General features: G+C 64.6%; 15 protein-coding genes. 4 read left to right on the top strand and 11 right to left on the bottom strand.

The window, feature by feature from the left end:
* Window positions 1-58: 58 nt before the first annotated feature.
* Window positions 59-2,245: a molybdopterin cofactor-binding domain-containing protein gene (locus tag ABIA45_RS16250; protein ID WP_404652804.1), complete on the bottom strand. Its 2,187-nt coding sequence runs from the start codon at window positions 2,243-2,245 to the stop codon at window positions 59-61.
* Window positions 2,246-2,257: 12 nt separating this feature from the next.
* Entirely contained in the window at window positions 2,258-2,707 is a 450-nt protein-coding gene (locus tag ABIA45_RS16245; RefSeq protein WP_271545607.1) for a (2Fe-2S)-binding protein, read from the bottom strand.
* Between the two features lie 357 nt (window positions 2,708-3,064).
* On the opposite strand from ABIA45_RS16245, the gene ABIA45_RS16240 reads away from it, so the two are divergent.
* Window positions 3,065-4,669 (top strand): B12-binding domain-containing radical SAM protein, encoded by a 1,605-nt coding sequence (locus ABIA45_RS16240; RefSeq protein WP_271545606.1) that lies wholly within the window; start codon window positions 3,065-3,067, stop codon window positions 4,667-4,669.
* A gap of 4 nt (window positions 4,670-4,673) precedes the next feature.
* Here ABIA45_RS16240 and ABIA45_RS16235 read toward each other — a convergent pair whose 3' ends face one another.
* Entirely contained in the window at window positions 4,674-6,062 is a 1,389-nt protein-coding gene (locus ABIA45_RS16235) for an MFS transporter (protein ID WP_404542811.1), read from the bottom strand.
* A 410-nt stretch (window positions 6,063-6,472) separates the two neighbouring features.
* Between ABIA45_RS16235 and cax the strand changes: the two genes are divergently transcribed.
* Window positions 6,473-7,576 carry a calcium/proton exchanger gene (cax, locus tag ABIA45_RS16230; RefSeq protein ID WP_271545604.1) on the top strand — a complete coding sequence of 368 codons (1,104 nt, stop codon included), beginning with the start codon at window positions 6,473-6,475 and terminating at the stop codon, window positions 7,574-7,576.
* Window positions 7,577-7,625: 49 nt separating this feature from the next.
* On the opposite strand, the gene ABIA45_RS16225 is transcribed toward cax, so the two are convergent.
* The 5 genes from ABIA45_RS16225 to ABIA45_RS16205 all read right to left on the bottom strand — a co-directional run bounded on the left by ABIA45_RS16225 (window position 7,626) and on the right by ABIA45_RS16205 (window position 12,755).
* Window positions 7,626-8,492, bottom strand: coding sequence for an SDR family NAD(P)-dependent oxidoreductase (locus ABIA45_RS16225; RefSeq protein ID WP_404542807.1), 867 nt, complete (start codon window positions 8,490-8,492; stop codon window positions 7,626-7,628).
* A 38-nt stretch (window positions 8,493-8,530) separates the two neighbouring features.
* On the bottom strand, window positions 8,531-9,442 hold the full coding sequence (locus ABIA45_RS16220; protein ID WP_271545599.1) for an MBL fold metallo-hydrolase: 912 nt from the start codon (window positions 9,440-9,442) through the stop codon (window positions 8,531-8,533).
* 32 nt (window positions 9,443-9,474) lie between these two features.
* Entirely contained in the window at window positions 9,475-10,680 is a 1,206-nt protein-coding gene (locus ABIA45_RS16215; RefSeq protein ID WP_271545597.1) for an NAD(P)/FAD-dependent oxidoreductase, read from the bottom strand.
* A 42-nt stretch (window positions 10,681-10,722) separates the two neighbouring features.
* A complete protein-coding gene (locus ABIA45_RS16210) occupies window positions 10,723-11,712 on the bottom strand; it encodes an alpha/beta fold hydrolase (protein WP_404652800.1) in 990 nt (329 codons plus the stop codon).
* Between the two features lie 98 nt (window positions 11,713-11,810).
* The gene (locus ABIA45_RS16205) at window positions 11,811-12,755 is read right to left on the bottom strand and encodes a helix-turn-helix transcriptional regulator (RefSeq protein ID WP_404652799.1); all 945 of its coding nucleotides are present in this window, start codon (window positions 12,753-12,755) and stop codon (window positions 11,811-11,813) included.
* 472 nt (window positions 12,756-13,227) lie between these two features.
* Here ABIA45_RS16205 and ABIA45_RS16200 point away from each other — a divergent pair, with 472 nt between their 5' ends.
* Window positions 13,228-14,157, top strand: a complete 930-nt coding sequence (locus ABIA45_RS16200; RefSeq protein WP_275508883.1) for a helix-turn-helix domain-containing protein — start codon at window positions 13,228-13,230, stop codon at window positions 14,155-14,157.
* Between the two features lie 21 nt (window positions 14,158-14,178).
* Here the strand turns inward: ABIA45_RS16200 and ABIA45_RS16195 are convergent, their stop codons facing one another.
* The 3 genes from ABIA45_RS16195 to ABIA45_RS16185 form a co-directional block, all read right to left on the bottom strand.
* The gene (locus ABIA45_RS16195; RefSeq protein WP_404652796.1) at window positions 14,179-14,454 is read right to left on the bottom strand and encodes a hypothetical protein; all 276 of its coding nucleotides are present in this window, start codon (window positions 14,452-14,454) and stop codon (window positions 14,179-14,181) included.
* Between the two features lie 14 nt (window positions 14,455-14,468).
* Window positions 14,469-14,900, bottom strand: coding sequence for a pyridoxamine 5'-phosphate oxidase family protein (locus ABIA45_RS16190; RefSeq protein ID WP_157280943.1), 432 nt, complete (start codon window positions 14,898-14,900; stop codon window positions 14,469-14,471).
* A 229-nt stretch (window positions 14,901-15,129) separates the two neighbouring features.
* Entirely contained in the window at window positions 15,130-15,747 is a 618-nt protein-coding gene (locus ABIA45_RS16185) for a hypothetical protein (RefSeq protein WP_404652795.1), read from the bottom strand.
* 1,129 nt (window positions 15,748-16,876) lie between these two features.
* Between ABIA45_RS16185 and ABIA45_RS16180 the strand changes: the two genes are divergently transcribed.
* Window positions 16,877-18,496 carry a hypothetical protein gene (locus ABIA45_RS16180; protein WP_404652793.1) on the top strand — a complete coding sequence of 540 codons (1,620 nt, stop codon included), beginning with the start codon at window positions 16,877-16,879 and terminating at the stop codon, window positions 18,494-18,496.
* Window positions 18,497-18,503: the final 7 nt, after the last annotated feature.

The following is an 18,503-nucleotide window of genomic DNA, read 5'->3' as shown; positions in this document are numbered from 1 at the left end:
TTTGACGTTTGAGCATGATCTTTTCGGACAACCGCTCCACACTTCTCCGGATCATGCTTTACGCGAAGGTGATGTTCTGGTCGCGCAGCGGCACATGGCGGATGCGCTTGCCGGTCGCGGCGAAATACGCGTTCAGCACCGCCGGCGCCGCGATGCCGATGGTCGGCTCGCCGACGCCGCCCCAGAACCCGCCGCTCGGCACCATCACCGTCTCCACCTTCGGCATCTCGTTGATGCGCATCGAATTGTAGGTGTCGAAGTTGGTCTGCTCGATCTTGCCGCCCTTCACCGTGCAGCCGCCGTAGAACAGCGCGGAGAGGCCATAGACGAAGGAGCCGGCGACCTGCCGTTCCACCTGCGCCGGATTGACGACGTAGCCGGGGTCGGTGGAGGCGACGATGCGATGCACCTTGATCTTGCTGCCCTCTGTCACCGAGATCTCGGCGGCGCCGGCGACATAGCTGCCATAGCCCATCACCTGCGCGATGCCGCGATAGACGCCTTGCGGCGCCGGCGTGTTCCAGCCGATCTTCTCGGCCACCGCATCGAGTACCGCGAGGTGCTTGGGGTGGTTGCCCATCAGCTTGCGGCGGAATTCGAGCGGGTCCTGGCCTGCGGCATGGGCGAGCTCGTCCATGAAGCATTCCATGTAGATCGCGTTGTGATTGACGTTGACGCCGCGCCAGAAGCCGGGTGGGACGTGCGGGTTGCGCATCGCATGCTCGACCAGAAGGTTCGGCACCGAATAGCCGAATGCGGCTTCGCCGGATTGGGCGACGCCCTGGAATGCCGCGGGATCCATGCCGTTCTGCAACGCTTCGGGGCGGAGCGAGAACAGGATCGATTGCCCGGACAGGCGGTAGTGCAGCGCGATCAGGTTGTTGTTGGCATCGAACGCGCCGGTCATCTTGCACTGGGTGATCGGGTGATACCTGCCGTGCGCCATGTCCTCTTCGCGCGACCACAGCAGCTTGACCGGCGTGCCCGGCATCTGCTTGGCGATCATGACGGCCTGGCGGACATAGTCGGTCTGGCCGCGCCGGCCGAAGCCGCCGCCTAACATCACCTTGTGCACGTCGCACTTCTCGGCCGGCAGGCCGGACGCTTCCAGCACCGCTGCAAACGCCGCCTCGCCGTTCTGCGTGCCGCACCAGACCTCGCATCGGTCCGCCGTGTAGAGCGCGGTGGCATTCATCGGCTCCATCGTGGCGTGGTTCTGGTAGGGATAGGAGTAGACGGCCTCGACCTTCTTGGCGGCGCCGGCAATCGCGGCCTTCGCGTCGCCGTTCTTGTTGCCGACATAGGCCGGCTGCGCATTGTCGAGGCCCTCGGCCAGCCATTTCGCAATCGACTCGCTGGAGACTTTTGCGTTGTCGCCTTCGTCCCAGACGATCGGCAGTGCTTCCAGCGCGGTCTTGGCGTGCCACCAGGTGTCGGCGACGACGGCGACGGCGGTGTCGCCGACCTTGACCACCTTCTTGACACCTTTCATGTTGGCGATCTTGGCTTCGTCAAAGCTCTTCAGCTTGCCGCCGAACACCGGGCAGTCCTTGATCGCGGCGTTCAGCATGCCCGGCAGCCTGACGTCGGCGCCGTAGATCATGGCGCCGGTGGTCTTGTCGACCGTGTCGAGCCGATTGACGCCCTTGCCGATCAGCTTCCAGTCCTTCGGATCCTTCAGCTTGACGTCAGCCGGCGGCGTCAGTTTCGCCGCGGCCTCGGCGACCTTGCCGTAGGTCGTGGTCCGGCCCGAGGGCGTATGGGTGATGACGCTGTTCGCGGCCCTGCATTCGGACGCCGGCACTTTCCATGCGTCGGCTGCGGCCTGGATCAGCATCACGCGCGCGGTGGCGCCGCCCTTGCGGACATAGTCCTGCGAGGAGCGGATGCCGCGGCTGCCGCCGGTCGAGAAATCACCCCAGACGCGCTTGCGGGCGACGCTCTGGCCGGGGGTCGGATATTCGGTCGTGACCTTGGTCCAGTCGCATTCGAGCTCCTCGGCAACGAGCTGGGCGAGGCCGGTCAGCGAGCCCTGGCCCATCTCCGAGCGGGCGATGCGGATCACCACGGTGTCGTCGGGCCTGACCACGACCCAGGCGCCGATCTCCGGCGAGCCGTCGGCGGCGCGGACCACGGCGGGGCCGCCGAAGGGCAGGTCGAGGCCGATGGCAAGGCCGGCACCGACCGCAGCGGTGCCGATGACGAAGGCGCGGCGGTTGAGCCGCGGCGATATATGCTTGTTCATGTGGGGATTTCCTTACGCGCTCGCGATCGTGTGGATCGCCTCGCGCACCTGCTGGAAGGTGCCGCAGCGGCAGATATTGGTGATGGCCTCGTCGATGTCGGCGTCGGTCGGCTTCGGCTTCTCGTTCAAGAGCGCGGCCACCGCCATGATCATGCCGCTCTGGCAATAGCCGCATTGCGGCACGTCCTGGGCGATCCAGGCCTCCTGCACCTTGTGCAGCGTATTGCCCGAGGCGAGCCCCTCGATGGTGGTGATCTGCTTGCCCTCGGCCTCGCTGACCGAGATGCCGCAGGAGCGCATCGCAACGCCGTCGAGGTGAACTGTGCAGGCACCGCATTGTGCAATGCCGCAACCGTATTTGGTGCCGGTCAGGCCGGCATTCTCGCGGATCGCCCAGAGCAGCGGCGTATCCGGCTCGACGTCGAGCGTGAAGGTTTTTCCGTTGATTGTTAGGTTTGCCATCGCAAGTCCCCTGATTGGCCCAATCCACCGATTGAACTCAGGCGCGCAATGTGTCCGGCAAACTGGAACGGTTCAAATCAACAGTCCGAGGTTCAAATCAACAAACCGAGCGCGGCCAGGGCGCATGGGCCCCGCTCTGGGGTATGGACCGGGAGGGCGTTTTGGCTCATCCCTTCGCAATCGATTCGGGTTGAGGCCTTGTTCCGAGGGCGCCAATCCCCGGCTTGAGGCGACGTCCGGCTGTGAATGCCGGTTCCAGGTCCCCGCGCCGCTTGCCCAGCGGCGACAGTTTGTCCCTATTGCCGGGGTGCAAGTCGCGGGCGCTTTGGTACACTGCGCCGACGCAAAAGGAGTTCCATGAACGTGCCGAGTCCCTGCAACGTACTGATGCTCTACCCGCTGTTCTCGGCAGAGTCCTTCTGGACCTTCGGCGAATCCTGCAAAGTGATGGGCGTCAAGCGCCCGGCCGCCCCCCTGGGCCTGATCACCGTCGCCGCGATGCTGCCCGAGAGCTGGACCGTCCGGCTGATCGATTGCAACACGGCACCCTTCGGCGAGGAGGATCTCGCCTGGGCCGACGTCGTCTTCACCGGCGGAATGTTGCCCCAGCAGGCCGACACCTTGCGTCTGATCGAGCTCTGCCGCGCCGCCGGCAAGCCGGTCGTGGTCGGCGGTCCCGACCCCACCTCGAGCCCCCACATCTACGAGCGGGCCGACTTCCGGGTGCTCGGCGAGGCCGAGAGCGTCATGAACGAATTCATCGCGGCCTGGGAGAGCGGCGCGCGTTCCGGCCTCTTCACCGCACCGAAGTTCCAGGCCGACGTCACCAAGACGCCGGTGCCGCGTTTCGACCTGCTCAAGTTCGAGGACTATCTCTATCTCGGTGTGCAATATTCGCGCGGCTGTCCCTTCACCTGCGAATTCTGCGACATTATCGAGCTCTACGGGCGCGTGCCGCGGACCAAGACGATCGAGCAGATGTTCGTCGAGCTCGAGACGCTCTACAAGATGGGCTATCGCGGCCATCTCGACTTCGTCGACGACAATTTCATCGGCAACAAGAAGTCGCTGCGGCAGTTCCTGCCGAAGCTCGCCGAATGGCAGCGCACGCACGGCTATCCCTTCGAATTCTCCACGGAAGCCTCGGTCAATCTCGCCGACGACCCGGAGCTGTTGGAGCTGATGGGTGCGGCCAATTTCTTCGGCATCTTCGTCGGCATCGAAAGTCCGGACCCGGCGACGCTGGTCGCGATGCGCAAGAAGCAGAATACGCGGCGCAACATCGCCGAGAGCATCCACAAGATCTACGCCGCCGGCATGCTCGTCACCGCGGGCTTCATCGTTGGCTTCGACAACGAAAAGGTCTCGATGGCGGAGGCGATGATCGACTTCATCGAGGAGGCGGCAATCCCCGTCGCCATGGTCGGCCTGCTCTATGCCTTGCCCAACACGCAGCTCACGCGCCGGCTGGAGCGCGAAGGCCGGCTGCATTCCGGGCACGACGTGGCGCCGACGATTGGCGCCGATCAGTGCACGGCGGGCATCAATTTCGATCCGGTCCGCCCGTTGCGTGACATCCTGACGGACTACAAGCGGGTGCTGGAACACATCTACAGCCCGGCGGCCTATGCAGCACGTGTCGACCGCCTGATGACGCTGCTCGACCGCTCCCGGCAGCGCTCCGAACTTGCCGAAGGTGACATCCGCTCCAAGCTCGGGGCCATGGAGACCGTGCACAAGGTGGTGTCCGCGCTTCCCGAGGCGCGGGGGCCGCTCTGGCAGACCTTCATGAACTGCGCCAAGCGCGACACGTCGTCCGCACGCATCGCCGTGCAGATGATCGCGGCCTATGCGCATCTCGGACCGTACTCGCGCAAGGTCATCGCGGCGATCGACCAGCGCCTGGCCGCGCTGGACAGCGAGGCCGTCGCTCCTGTGGCTGTCGGCGTGACGGCGGCCTGAGGCCTTACTTCACCGCGAGCCGCAGGAAGCTCATCACGCTGCCGAGCGCGGCAAAGCCCGCGCCGAGCGCCAGCGCCAGCGTCGCGCCCTCGTGGCCAGCGAGTGCGAAGCAGGCGGCGGCGAGCGCCGCGCCGGTGGTCTGCCCGGTCAGGCGCGCGGTGGCGACGATGCCGGAGGCGCTGCCGCTGCGGTGCGGCGGCGCGCTTGCCATCACCGCCTTCATGTTCGGCGCCTGGAAGAAGCCGAACCCCATGCCGCAGATCACCATCCGCCAGATGATGTCGGCAATGGCGGGATTGGCCGGCAGCGTCGCCAGCAGCGCCATGCCGAGACCGAGCAGCACGAGCCCGATGCCGCCGAGCAGGCCGACGGCATGGCGGTCGGAGAGGCGGCCTGCGATCGGCGCCATGATGCCGACCACCAGCGGCCAGGGCGTCATGAAGAAGCCGGTCTCGACCTGCGAGCGGCCGAGCACATCCTCGAAATAGAACGGCAGCGAGACGAAGGCGAGGCCCTGGACGGCGAAGGAGCACACCGCCGTTGCCGCCGACAGCGCGAACATCGGCCTGGCGAACAGGTCGATCGGCAGCATTGGCGCGGGATGATCGGCGTGGCGGCGGGTCAGGATCACGCCAAGCACGAGGGCGGTGACCAGCTCGATGCCGACCACGAATGGCGACAGATTGTGCGCGGCGCTGCCGATGCCGGTGATGAACAGGCCGAGGCAGGCGGTGGCCAGGATCGCGCCGAGCAAGTCGAAGCCGTGATCGGCGCGCGGAGTCTTCGGCAGCATGGCAAAGCCAATGCCGATCGCGATGAGGCCGAACGGGATGTTGACGGCGAACAGCCACGGCCACGGTCCGAGCGCGAGGATGGCAGAGGCGATCGAGGGCCCGATGGTGAAGGCGGTCGCGACCACCAGCGCGTTGTGGCCGAAACCGCGGCCGAGCATGCGGCCGGGATAGACGAAGCGCACCAGCGCGGTGTTGACGCTCATGATGCCGCTCGCTCCCAACCCTTGGAGGGACCGCGCCAGCAACAGGCTGTCGAGCGACCATGCCACCGCGCAGAACAGCGAGGCAATGGTGAACAGGATCAGGCCGCCGAGATAGATGCGCTGGTGCCCGACGATTTCGCCGAGCGCCCCGAGCGGCAAGAGCGTCGCCACCAGCGCGATCTGGTAGACGTTGACGACCCAGACCGATTGCTCCGGCGTGACGTGCAGGTCGGCTGCGATGGCGGGCAGGGCTATGTTGGCGATCGCCGTGTCGAGCGAGGCCATCGCGAGCGCAGTGAAGATCGCCGCGACCGCCCAACGCCGCTGCGCGGCCGGCAGGCCGTCGGCGGTGGGAGGAGCGGGCTCGCGCGCGGCGGCAGGTAGCGTGATTGTCATTTTCCTTGGCGCGCTGCTCCGGCGGCGGGACGTTCGGCATGTACTACGGAGGCGCCGGCTTCCACAGGCGCAAGCTTGCATGCTGTGTATGCGCGAAGGTCAGGCAATGCGGCTGCGCTGCGAGCGCAGGGCCAAAACAAAAGTCGAAAAACAACCCCATGCACAGTAGGAGGCCCTTTGATCGAAAAGGCATTTTCTCGCCGTGTCGAAAACGGCGGTCGCAGCCGCCATCAAGTTGACCCGTCGGGCAAAACACTGGCAGGATGCCAGCGTGCCAGCGATCAGGCCGGGAGCAGGCCGCATGCGCGTCCTGCGCGCCGTCTCCGCCACGCCGACGTTGAGGCAGATCAACACTCCGCCCGCGCGGCCGCTCGACCTTTCCATCAGCGCATCGATGGAAGGGCGGCCACATGCAGACTTTGCTCAGGGAAATCCGGAATACCCCTTTGCTCTGGATGCTGGCCTTCGTGCCCATCGTGCTGGTGGCAGAGGCGGTGGCGCCGCATTCCCATACGCTGCTGTTCGTGCTCGCGGTGCTGGCCATCGTTCCGCTGGCGGCGCTGCTCAGCCACGCCACCGAGGCGGTTGCCGCGAAGACCGGCGATGCCGTGGGCGGATTGCTCAATGCAACGCTCGGTAATCTGACCGAGTTGATCATCGCCATCACGGCACTGCGGGCCGGCCAGTACATGCTGGTGAAGGCCTCGATCGCGGGCGCGATCGTCACCAACGCGGTGTTCATGCTGGGCGCCTGCCTGCTGCTCGGCGGCCTGCGCTATCACGTGCAGGAATACAACCGCGCCGGTGCGCGGCTTTCGTCCGGCCTGCTGCTGATGGCGACCGTCGCCCTGCTTGCGCCTTCGGCGGTCGCCGATCTCGACCACCTGCCGCAGGGCGGGGGCATCCTCAACAAGCTCAGCCTCGGCATTTCGGTCCTGCTCATCATCGCTTACGGGCTCGGCCTGTTGTTCTCGCTTCGAACGCACAAGGAATTGTTCGCAAGCGCCGGTCACGGCCACGACGACAAGGAGGCGCACTGGCCGATCGGAACGGCCGTCGGCACGCTGCTGGTCGTCACCGTGCTGGTCGCGTTGGTCAGCGAGATCTTCGTCGAATCGGTGCAGAAGGCGGCGGAAACCTTCGGAATGAGCCCGGCCTTCGTCGGCTTCATCGTCGTCTCGCTGGTCGGCGCCGCCGCGGAATTCGCGGTGGCCTTCGCCGCGGCGCGCAAGGACCGGCTCGACATGGCCGTCAGCATCGCGCTCGGCAGCGCCTCGCAGATTGCGCTGTTCGTCGCACCCGCTTTGGTGCTGCTCAGCTATGTCGTGGGGCCGAAGCCGATGGACCTGCAGTTCTGGCCGGGCGCCGTCACCATGATGATGATCGCGACGGTGACGTCGGCCTTCATCACGTCCAGCGGGCGCTCGGCCTGGTTCGTCGGCGCCCTGCTGATCTTCATCTATGCGGTGTTCGCGCTGACGCTGTACGTGGTGCCGCCGGCGGGACAGGGGTGAGATTCGGTGCCCTTCGATCTCGCGCCGGCAGGCTATTGGTCGCGCGAGATCATGCCAGCCCCAGGCCGCCATCGACGGCGATGACCTGACCGGTTACCCACGCCGAGGCCGGACCGGCGAGTTGGACGACCCATTCAGCAACATCCTCGGGCACGCCGCGGCGGCCGAGCGGTATGCTGCCGCGCTCCTGTTCCTCGACCGCTGCGGCCTGCTCCGCCGACAATCCCATCATGCCCGTCAGCGCGCCCGTCTCCGTTGGGCCCGGTGCAACGGCGTTCACCCTGATCCCGAACGGGGCCAGTTCCAAGGCCCAGCATCGCGTCAAATGCTCCACGGCGGCTTTGCTGGCTGCGTAGTGAGATAGTCCCGGCGCCGCTTTGTGTCCGAAGGTGCTGGAGACGTTGACGATCGCGCCGCGCCTGGCCTTGAGATGGGGAAGCGCTGCCGACGCGAGCAGACTTGGGCCGAGCACGTTGACAGCGAAGATGTCTGTGATGCGATCGGCAGTGACATCGGCGAGCGACAGGATTGCGCCCGCGCCGGCATTGTTGACCAGCGCGTCGAGGCGGCCCCATTTGTCGAGCGCCTTCGCAATGGTTCGCTTGGCGTCCTCGGCGGACGCTGCATCCGCCGTCATTCCCGCGATGTTCTCGTGTTGCAGCGTGGTCTCCTGGATCAGGCTCGCCCGGCGGCCGGTGATCAGCACCTGATAACCTTGTTTCGCGAAGCGGAGCGCCGCTGCGCGGCCGATGCCTGACGTGCCGCCGGTGACGACAACGACCTTTTGATCTTGCATGTTCTCATCTCTCGTGCGGTCAGCCGCACCAATTGGTCGGAGTTTGCACGCCGCGGCGGCCGATTCCCGGTGTACCGGCCGCCGTGACGGGTGTGATCTGAAGAGCGCGCGCTCGATCATCCGTGGACGCGCGCTCCCGTTCAGCCGGTTCTTGCCGGTCAGTAGTCCCAGAACACCGGGACCCAGCGGAAGGCATCGCCGGCGGCCGCGACATGGCCGACCGATGGGAACGGCATGTGCGTGGCCACCAGCAGCTCGCCGCTCTGCGCAAGCTCCCGCAACAGCTGGATACGAACGCGCGCCGCCTCCTCAGGGTCGTGCTCGAAGCCGTTGTGCCATTCGGGTTGGTCGAACCCGACCGCAAACACGGCATCGCCGGCAAAGGTCAGCGCTTCGCCGCCGGACGCCACGCGGACCACGCTATGTCCGGGCGTGTGACCGCCGGTGCGGCGGACGACGACACCGGGTGCAACCTCGTGCTGCTCCTCGAACGGCCGGATCTGGCTGCCGTACATCTTCACGAACTGCTTGGCGGCGGCCCGAAGTGCATCGGGAAATCCCTGCGGCATGTTGGTATGCGTGAAATCGGGCGACTCCCAGAACTTGACCTCGGCGGCGGCCACGTGAATCCGCAGGTCCTTGCGCAGCCGCTCCTTCACGCCGTCGACCAGCAAGCCACCGACGTGATCCATGTGCATGTGGGTCAACACGAGATCGGTCACGGACGAGAGGTCGATTCCGGCGGCCTCCAGGCGCTTGATCAACTGTCCGGCGCGCGGCAGATGCAGATCGGGATCGGACCCAAGTCCGGCGTCGATGAGAATGGTCTTGTCGCCACTTCGCACCATCACCGCATTCAGTGCCCAGTCGAACGCATCCTGAGGCAGGAACATCTCGCTCAACCAGTTGGCCCGTACGGCGGGGTCTGCGTTGTGCGCCAGCATGGTGGTCGGGAGCGGCAGCACGCCGTCGCTGACCACCAGCACGTCAATGTCGCCAATGCGCACCGCGTAGCGCGACGGCACGAGCTCTTCGGGTTTCGCGGCGATGGAGGCGTTGTGCAGATTCATGTTGGTCTCCTTTTCAAGGTTGGGGGCAGTTGCTAGAGCGCCGTGACGCGCTCGGGATCGGCGGAGGCGAGCGCTGCGGCGCGTTCGGCTTTGGGCGGATAGATCCAGACCGTGTTGATCTCCTGCTTGGTCTTCTTGGCGACGTCGCCGACCATCTCGACCGTGCGCTCCCAGCCGCGGGTGAACAGCGCGCCGGCTTCGCCGAGGTCGAGGCAGGTGACGTAGGCTTTCTGGTGATAGGGTCTGGTCGGAACGCCCAGCAGCTCGGCGGCGGCGTTGTTGCCGGCGAACGCGCCCATCCGGGTCGCGTGTTGACATGACATCAACGCGTAATTGCCGACATCGTCACACGCCGCCCGTGCGGCATCGCCAGTGGCGAAGACGCCGCTGACCGATGGGACGCGTAATTCGCGGTCGACGAGCAGCCGGCCAAACTGGTCGCGTTCGGCCGGGATCTGCGCCGTCAACGGCGCTGCACGGATGCCGGCGGCCCAGATCACCGTCTCGCACTCGATCTGCTGGCCATTGGAAAGCGTGACGCCGGACTTGTCGAGCGAGGCCACGCCGACACCGAGCCTGGTTTCGATGCCGAGCTTCTGCAGCGCCTCCTCGATGATAGGGCGGGGGCCTGCGCCCATATCCGGGGCGATCGCCTCGTTGCGGTCGACTATGACCACGCGCAGCCGGGCGTCCTTGCCGAGAATCTTGCGCAGGCGCGACGGCACCTCGGTTGCCGCCTCGATGCCGGTGAATCCGCCGCCGGCGACGAGGACGGTATTGCGTGCCTTCGAGGCCGGGCGACTCGACAGCCCGTGCAGGTGACGATCGAGCGCAATGGCATCATCGAGCTGGTCGACGCTGAAACCGTATTCGGCAAGGCCAGGAACGTTCGGCCGGAACAGCCGGCTGCCGGTGGCGACCACCAGCCGGTCGTAGGACAGCTTTCTCCGCGTGCCTTGCGCAGCAGCGATCTCGACCACCTTGGACTTGGTATCGATTGCCTCGGCATGGCCACGGACATAAACGACGTCGATCGCCTTGAAGACGTCCTGCAGCGGTGCGGTAAGGGTCTCGGGCTTTGGTTCGTAGAGTCGCGGGCGAACCACGAGCGTCGGTTCGGGCGCGACGAGCGCGATCTCGAGCTTGTCGGGCGAAGCGCCCTGAATGTCGCGCAGGCGGGCGGCTGAAAGGGCGGCATACATGCCGGCGAAGCCGGCGCCGATGATGGCGATGCGCATGTTGATTTTTCCTCGAGTGATGTGATTGGGATGAAGGCCGGGCTATGCCGTCACGAACCTGAGCAAGTCGGCATTGACGATGTCCGGATGGGTCGTGCAGACGCCGTGTGGCAGCAGATCGTAGATTTTGAGGGTGCTGTGCTTCAAAAGCCGGGCGGACAGCGGCGCGGAGTCGGCGACGGGGACGATCTGGTCGTCGCTGCCGTGCAGGACGAGCGTCGGCACGGCGATGCTCTTCAGGTCTTCGCTGAAATCGGTCTCCGAGAAGGCCTTGATGCCGTCGTAATGGGCCTTGGCGCTGCCCATCATGCCTTGACGCCACCAGTTCCAGATGGCCGCCTGCGAGGGCTCGGCGCCCGGACGGTTGTAGCCGTAGAAGGGGCCGCTCGCGAATTCGAAATAGAACTGCGACCTGTTGGCCGCGAGCTGCCGGCGCAGGCCGTCGAAGACCTCCAGGCGCAATCCACCGGGATTCGACTCGGTCTTCAGCATCAGGGGTGGCACGGCACCGATGAGCACAAGCTTGGCCACGCGGTCACGGCCGTGACGCGCAACGTATCGCGTCGCCTCGCCGCCGCCGGTGGAGTGGCCGACGTGAATGGCATTGCGAAGATCGAGGTGCTGGGCGAGGGCGGCGACATCGGCGGCATAATGATCCATGTCGTGGCCGTCGCTGACCTGGCTGGAGCGGCCGTGGCCGCGGCGGTCATGGGCGATCACGCGAAAACCCTTGCCGAGGAAGAACAGCATCTGGGCGTCCCAGTCGTCGGCGCTGAGCGGCCAGCCGTGATGGAAAACGATCGGCTGCGCGGACTTCGGTCCCCAGTCCTTGTAGAAGATTTGGACACCGTCGCTGGTGGTGACGAAGGCTGCACCGTCGTTCTTGCCGACCGAAAGCGCGGCGCTCTCGGCATCGCGGCCTACCGCCGAGGTGGAGCGGACGGTCAATGACGCCGCGTACAGAAGTGTGGTTGCCAGGATATTTCGCCGCGAGGTGCTCGCGAGCCGACTGACGGATGTGATCAAGGGCATTTGCTGCTTCCATTGCAGGTGGGGGGCACCATGAATGTCTAGCGAACCGGGCTTGCCCGTGCCCCAGCGCGATTGCCGCGATTGCATCGCGATTGCTGCTATCGACCGCGCCGCCGCCAATCGCTCGGCGATTCCCCCGTCAGCTTTCGAAACGCGGCGGCAAAGGCGGTCTGGGAGGAGTAGCCGAGCGCGACGGCGATCGAGACGACGGAGGCGTCGGTGTCGCGCAGCATGTTCATGGCTTGCTCGAGCCGGTGCTGGCGCAGCCAGGCATGCGGAGAAAGCCCGGTACTGTCCTTGAATGCGCGGCAGAAGTGAAAGCGCGATAAGCCGGCCTCGGCGGCAAGCGCTGCGAGCGAGACGTCGGCATCACTGTCGGAGCGCAACCGCTCGATCGCCCGCAGCAACGTCTTCGGCGCCAACCCGCCCCTCGCCGGCGCGATCGTACTTGGCGAGCCGGTGTGCGCAGCCAGAAGGCGCGTCGCAAGCAAATCCATGAGTTGCTGTCTGAACAGCGTGTCGAGAGCCTCGTTTCCATCGAGCACGTCCGCCGCGCTCAGGAGCAGGCGGGACGTGACGGGATCGGGGTGCGCGGTTCGCTCCAGGAGCTCGGACGGTGCGCCGGCTTCGGCTTCATCCGCAACGCGCTTCAGCGTTGTCTGCGGAAGGTAGAGCTGTACGACGTCGACCGGTTTTGGAATGTCCCACCGGGAGCTCGACCCCTCCGGAATAATAATGACGACGCCCGGGCGAAACGTCCCGATTGCGACGGATTGCCCGGACCGCCGCTCCATGCGTTGCACCGCGCCGTTGTAAGCCATGATGACGTGATGGCTCATGGGCGCAACGACGTCGTGCAACGGCTCGTGCTTCCAGTGGGCAATCCCGGCGCCGGAGGAGTCCAGCGCCATGCGGAAAGGCATCGTGCCCAGCACCCGTGCCATCTCCACATCGGCGGCGGGTCGATCGCCCGCTTGATCGCGCCGCATTTGAGACGCGGCGGGGATGTCGTTCGGAGATTCGTGCAATACGACTTTGCTCATGGCTTTGCCCGGGTGGCGGCGCGTCGCTGGGGCGCGACAAATCGACCATCGTTTCAGCCGCGCAGAGCGGGGCCGAACAGCCGGTCTTGGCGATCTGCTCAAAGGATGGATCAGGTCCGAAGGCGATCCATCGAGATTCCGATGCCGTTGATTTACAGGTTCTAGGCAGCGCGAAGATCTGTGTCTTTCCTGATACTGCCGCGCATTGCCTGATCCTGCTGCGCGCGTCGGGCGCCCGCTAGTCGCGCGCGCTTGTGAAAAGTCGTGATGTCGACGCTGCGGTTCGGCGGCCCCTCACGTCGCCAAAAGCAAGCACCGAACAATTTGAAATGTTTGACAAATTTGGATGGGATTAGATCGGGGAGGGGTGCGACTTCGTCAATCGTGGACAGCGGTGGGGGATACCGATAAAGGTTCCTGCAAATGGCAGGTTGCTGTGGCCTGCTCTACGACGGCACAGACGAGACACAGGATGATCAGGACAGGCGCGTACGGTGAGCGGATCGGAGCATTCCTCCGCCTCGATGATGTGCCGCCCACGCTGATGACGCGGTCGCTGCGCAACGCCGAGATCGCAGTCACGGAAACGCGAAACGACAATCCGGTGCCGGGTCTGTCCGGTTCGTTTGCTGCGGAAGACGCCTATCTCGTCAGCTTGAAATTGCGCGACTATCCGGAGTGCGAGCTCTGGGAGCAGGGTCGTCACCTCACAAAGGCAGACGTCCATGCCGGGACGACTTATCTATACGATCTCAAGGCCGACCCCCGCTACGTGATCGACAAGCCGTTTCACTCTCTGCATTTCTACGTGCCGCGCTCGGCGCTCGATGGTCTCGCCGATCAGTCGGGGGCGCGGCGCATCGATGCGCTCGACTGCGGCCCCGTCGGGCACGATGATGCCATCATCCGTCATATCGGCGCTTCCTTGCGCGACGGACTGCGCCGGCCGGGCGAGGCCAACCAACTCTTCGTCGACCACATGATGCTGGCGCTCACGGCTCATGTCGCCGAGACCTATGGAGGCTTTCGGCACAAGGCCGAGACCACCCGCGGCGCGCTTGCGCCATGGCAGCTCGCGCGCGCATGCGACAAACTTGAAGCGGATCTCGGCGGCAAGCTGCCGTTGCAGGCGATCGCTGCGGAGCTCGACCTCTCCGTCAGCCACTTCTCTCGTGCGTTTCGCACTGCGACCGGCCTGCCTCCTCATCGCTGGCTTCTGCATCATCGCGTGAGAACCGCCAAGCGCCTGATGCGTGAGCACGGTCTCTCACTGTCCGAGGTTGCTATTTCGGCCGGTTTTGCCAACCAGAGCCACTTCACGAGGGTGTTCTCCGCGATCGTCGGCGTCAGCCCGGGTGCATGGCGGCGCGATGCGCAGGGAGCAGCAAACCACGAAGGTTAGGCGTGCTTCGGCGAACCCACCTTACGGCACAAGCGTGATGAGCTCGTAGACGACGACCGCAGCGCCGAGACAGCGCCGCCAGGGGTTCACGCCGCGGATGATCTCGTCGGCGCCCCAAATCATCAGTCCGCCTTTGAAGACGATTGTCAGGACGACGCTGGCTCTTCCCGCGGAAGGCCAGATCCAAAGCAGAAGGCCGGCGACGATCACGATCCATAGGATGAGGTTGGGCCATTGCGCGATGGTGATGGCGCCGGTTTCGCGGCTCCTGAAGAACCAATCGAGGAATCGGCGCACGATCACCGCGTCGGTCAGATCACGACCTCGCCCTCTTCGCGGCCCTTCCAATACGTGATGCGGTTGGCTTTGACCTTGATCAGGACAATTCCCGGCGTATCGATGCCGTTGTCGAACCACTTGTCGAGGTCGCTGGTCCAATGCTGCTGGAAGGCGGCCTTGTCGCGGATCAGCTCGGCAGTCCCTTCGACCGCGACGTAGATTCCCTTCGAGAATAGGCCCGCCTCCGATGAGAATCCGAGCGCTACCTTGGGATTTCGTTGGATGTCCGACACCGTCCGCGCCTGTTCGTAGGTGAAGTAGTACGAGGTGCCGTCGTAGGCGACGTCGCCATTGTTGCTCATCGGACGGTTGGCAATTTCGCCGTTCTCGGTGTGCGTCGAGAGAATGGCGATGTCGATGCCGGCCATTTGCTTTGAGATTTCGGCGAGCGACTTCTTGGGCATGAACTTTCCTCCAGTGGAGCGGAGGCAACGACTGGATTGGGCCCCATGTTCCCTGAAGCCGGGGACGAAGTACGCGCCCGCGGTTGAGCAATGACTCGCTTATTACCGGCGGCGGTCTGACGGTTGGGCGGTCATGCTCGCCGAGAATGGCCGCAGGTGCGGCCTTGCGCTAGTTGTCGCGCTGGCCGGCTCGTCACGATCCGATGTTACGACCATCTTGACCTCGTCCTCACCGCACGATCATCGACTCCGGCCAATTCGGTGCTTGCCACACCGTCGACCACGGCTGGTCACCCCCACAGCCGCGCGCAGTGACATCCACGCGGACGAGCACGAAGCTGCTGGCGCTGGTGGTAAAGCCTTCGGTCGTTCCGAGGCGGTAGACGTGACGAAGGCGAGAACTCGGACACATGTCTGTTCCGGTTACGGCCTCGAACACGCCGGCTTCCTTTCGCCAGGTGATGAGGCCCGGGCGCGGCGTGGTGCCGAACCCGGTGTTCTGTGCGAGGAACGGAAACGCGACGAGCTTCGGATGGCGCACGTCCTTAAGGTCGAAGACGAGATGACTTCCCGTGATCCACTGACAATATACGAGGACGAGACGGCGCTTACTCTCGACCAAGAAGCGAAGCGGAATCTCTTTTATGCCTCTTTCGACGTCGCAGCTTTCGCGCTGTGCCGCGCGCGCCACCTGCCGCGGGACTTCGGCGAGGGCTGAGACCTGGAAATCCGTTCTGCCTCCAAACGGGATGGGATCGAAGGCGGCGGTCTCATCTCGACTGCCGGCGCTCTGCTTGTCCTCGCCAAACGCGGCGGAGGTCAAGTGAACTGCGGCGAGGAGCATCAAGAGACCAATCGCAACACTCACGCTCTTCAATGCCGAACGCATCGCATGACTTCCTAGAACTGATACCGCCGCAGTCCCCATCCACGGGGATCACCGTGCCCATGATTGTACTGCGCCCGCGAGGCGAAAAACACCACGAGCGCACGCACCCATGCGGTCAAGCCAGGCCGTTTTCGGCGATTTCGAGCCAGCTGTGGTGGCACGAGAAGAACCGAAGGACACGCCTGAGTGTGTATCGGGCATGGGCCCGATGAGGCAAGTGAAGGACCCGCATCTGGGAGTTACGATCCCAAAATTTGAGGCGCTCCCGACGCGGGCTTGGGCTGTCGACTCGCCTACTGCCAAGATCGGCGCCGCATCGCCAAGGTACCAGTGACTTTTGAACGCTTGCGCATTCGTCGTTCCTCAGCCTTTTCCAGGCGGGTACGAAGGTTCTGAAGCTCCGTCAGTTGAGAGCTGAGCGACAAAACACGTTGACGCAGAATCGCAATACGGTCGCACTGACCACGAGTACTCATGACGCGCCCTAAACTATGACCGTCAGGAAATGAACAGCTGGGCCAAGAAACAGAATGGACTTAAACCTATGAGTGTTGATGACCATAGCAAAGGTTCATGAAATTTGGTTGACACGCGCGGTAGGGACGCCGCCGACCGCGATCGGGACACGCCAAGGGTCAAAGCGCCGTTGGATCGGTGATTTTGCGCGACCGCCCCACGGGTCGATTCCGAGTTCCTTTACGGAAAACCGCTGCTAGAGCACAAGCCCGAGCACCAACCAGCTGGCAACAGACAAACAGACGCCAATTCCCAAATACGGCAATGCAATGCGCATGGTCATTCCTCCATGCCTAGACGCGACGAGAACATGGTCAGATACGCAGATTCGGGGCGCCAGCCCTATATTCCATGCGATGTATGAGCTGTTTAACGGCATCCGAGGAGTATATTTAATTTGACTTTTGAATATGGTCAAAATTATATGTATTTGAGTTAATTGTTATATTTAATTTGGGCGTGTCGCCGCGCCGCAACACATTATCTACGCGTGTTCTGATCGGGTGCCGAAACCATGCGAACAGGCTGGGCGATCGCTCCATTGGAGTTGCTCTTGAGAGAGGCGTGATGCATGCGCCAATCAATCGATACTGCACCCAAGGGTCGAGACAACACCCGAATAGATGATGCGGCGGGGGCCGTTGAGCTCGGTCACGGGTTGCCCGAGACGGGCAGATGGGGCGCAAAGGACGGCTCAGCGCTCTGCTCTTCACGGACCCATTGGTTCGGTGAGACCGAGGATATCGATCCCGAGGAGACGGGTAGTTCGCTCATTGCAGCTGTCGTTCTGGTCCCCCTTATCTTCGCTGGGGTAGCCCTGCTCGGTGCTTTCGACCCGTTCAAGGCACAACCGACTGCCGAAATGACTCGAATCGACGGCGCCGCCGGCCTAGACCAGCGGCGTGACTTCGCGACCGGCTCGCCAGCACTCCTTCAGAGCGAAACGTCCGAGGCCCCGATTCAGGCAGTCTCTGCAAGCGCGGCGGGCCCGCCACAACGGCTCGACGCCGACGGGCGCAGTGACGCGCTCTCCGGTGAACTGGCCGGCGCGCGCAGGGAGCTTGACGAGGCGGTCCAGCGCATGCACACGGCGGAAATTGCCGCGGAGGAGCTGCGGCAGTCTCTTCAAAACGAGCGAGCCCGCAGCGCCGCGTTCGCGGACGAACTTGCCGGAACCCGCCGCGAAGTAGAGGCTGGTATTGCGCAGGCGCGCGAGGCGGACGAGGTGGCCGCACAGCAGAGGGATGCGGCGGCGTGGGAGATCGCTGAACTGCGGCAGTCCCTGCAGCAGGAGCGGGAAAAGAGCGCCGTCCTGGCGACGCGAGTGAGCGCCGCGCAGGCGATAGCGGCAAGCGCTGAGCAAGAACGCTACGAGGCGCAGTCACGCGCCGCCGCCCTCGCGAGCGAGCTTGCCGGCATGACTCGCGGATCGGCTACGGCCGACGGTGCGACGGCGGAGCAAAGCGAGGCGGCGGGCGGGGAGATCGCGGAATTGCGGCAGTCCTTGCAGCAGGAGCGCGAAAGGAACGCAGCCCTCGCGCAACAGGAGGACGCCGCGCGGTCGGCAACGGCGAACGCCGAGCAACAACGCCGTGCCCTCGAAGAGGCACAGGCTCATGCTGCCGCGCTGGAGAGCAAGCTTGCGCAAACGCGCGGCGTCATCGAATCGCTGAACGGGCATCTGCGCGAGGCGAACGATGCAGCCTCGCAGCAGAGACAGGCAGCGAACCGGGAAATCGCCGAACTGCGACAGTCGCTGGAGCAGGAGCGGAGCAGGACTGAAGCCAGGGAGAGAGAGATCGCCTCGGTATCGCGCCTTACCGATCAGCATGCCCCGGCGGCGCAAAGAAACGACGGCCCGATCTTGTCGACGGCGCAGAACGTGACCGCAACGGAGCCGCCGACGAATCCAGGCCAGGACGAGGTGGAGGCCCGATTGATCCCGCGTGCCAGAGCGTTGCTCGATCAGGGCAATATCGGTGCAGCGCGGATCGTGCTCGAGCTCGCTGCCGAGAAGAACATTGCGCAGGCGACCTTCATGCTCGCGGAGACATATGATCCAGCGGTTCTGGCCGCTTGGGGCGCCTATGGAACGCGCGGCGAGGCGGCCAAGGCGCGCGAGCTCTACGCGAAGGCGCAGAGGAGCGGCATTCGCGGAGCCAAGGAACGACTGGATGCATTGCATCACTGAGAGTGGG

Origin of the sequence: Bradyrhizobium sp. USDA 336 (assembly GCF_044908355.1) — a bacterium.
Lineage (GTDB): Bacteria > Pseudomonadota > Alphaproteobacteria > Rhizobiales > Xanthobacteraceae > Bradyrhizobium > Bradyrhizobium yuanmingense.
This window is presented reverse-complemented; position numbering and strand designations above follow the sequence as displayed.

What these genes read in the sequence shown, in the direction of transcription:
- ABIA45_RS16250 (WP_404652804.1), bottom strand. Translation starts at nt 2,245, where the DNA reads ATGAACAAGCATATATCGCCGCGGCTCAACCGCCGCGCCTTCGTCATC.
- ABIA45_RS16245 (WP_271545607.1), bottom strand. Translation starts at nt 2,707, where the DNA reads ATGGCAAACCTAACAATCAACGGAAAAACCTTCACGCTCGACGTCGAG.
- ABIA45_RS16240 (WP_271545606.1), top strand. Translation starts at nt 3,065, where the DNA reads ATGAACGTGCCGAGTCCCTGCAACGTACTGATGCTCTACCCGCTGTTC.
- ABIA45_RS16235 (WP_404542811.1), bottom strand. Translation starts at nt 6,062, where the DNA reads ATGACAATCACGCTACCTGCCGCCGCGCGCGAGCCCGCTCCTCCCACC.
- cax (WP_271545604.1), top strand. Translation starts at nt 6,473, where the DNA reads ATGCAGACTTTGCTCAGGGAAATCCGGAATACCCCTTTGCTCTGGATG.
- ABIA45_RS16225 (WP_404542807.1), bottom strand. Translation starts at nt 8,492, where the DNA reads ATGATCGAGCGCGCGCTCTTCAGATCACACCCGTCACGGCGGCCGGTA.
- ABIA45_RS16220 (WP_271545599.1), bottom strand. Translation starts at nt 9,442, where the DNA reads ATGAATCTGCACAACGCCTCCATCGCCGCGAAACCCGAAGAGCTCGTG.
- ABIA45_RS16215 (WP_271545597.1), bottom strand. Translation starts at nt 10,680, where the DNA reads ATGCGCATCGCCATCATCGGCGCCGGCTTCGCCGGCATGTATGCCGCC.
- ABIA45_RS16210 (WP_404652800.1), bottom strand. Translation starts at nt 11,712, where the DNA reads ATGCCCTTGATCACATCCGTCAGTCGGCTCGCGAGCACCTCGCGGCGA.
- ABIA45_RS16205 (WP_404652799.1), bottom strand. Translation starts at nt 12,755, where the DNA reads ATGAGCAAAGTCGTATTGCACGAATCTCCGAACGACATCCCCGCCGCG.
- ABIA45_RS16200 (WP_275508883.1), top strand. Translation starts at nt 13,228, where the DNA reads ATGATCAGGACAGGCGCGTACGGTGAGCGGATCGGAGCATTCCTCCGC.
- ABIA45_RS16190 (WP_157280943.1), bottom strand. Translation starts at nt 14,900, where the DNA reads ATGCCCAAGAAGTCGCTCGCCGAAATCTCAAAGCAAATGGCCGGCATC.
- ABIA45_RS16180 (WP_404652793.1), top strand. Translation starts at nt 16,877, where the DNA reads ATGCGCCAATCAATCGATACTGCACCCAAGGGTCGAGACAACACCCGA.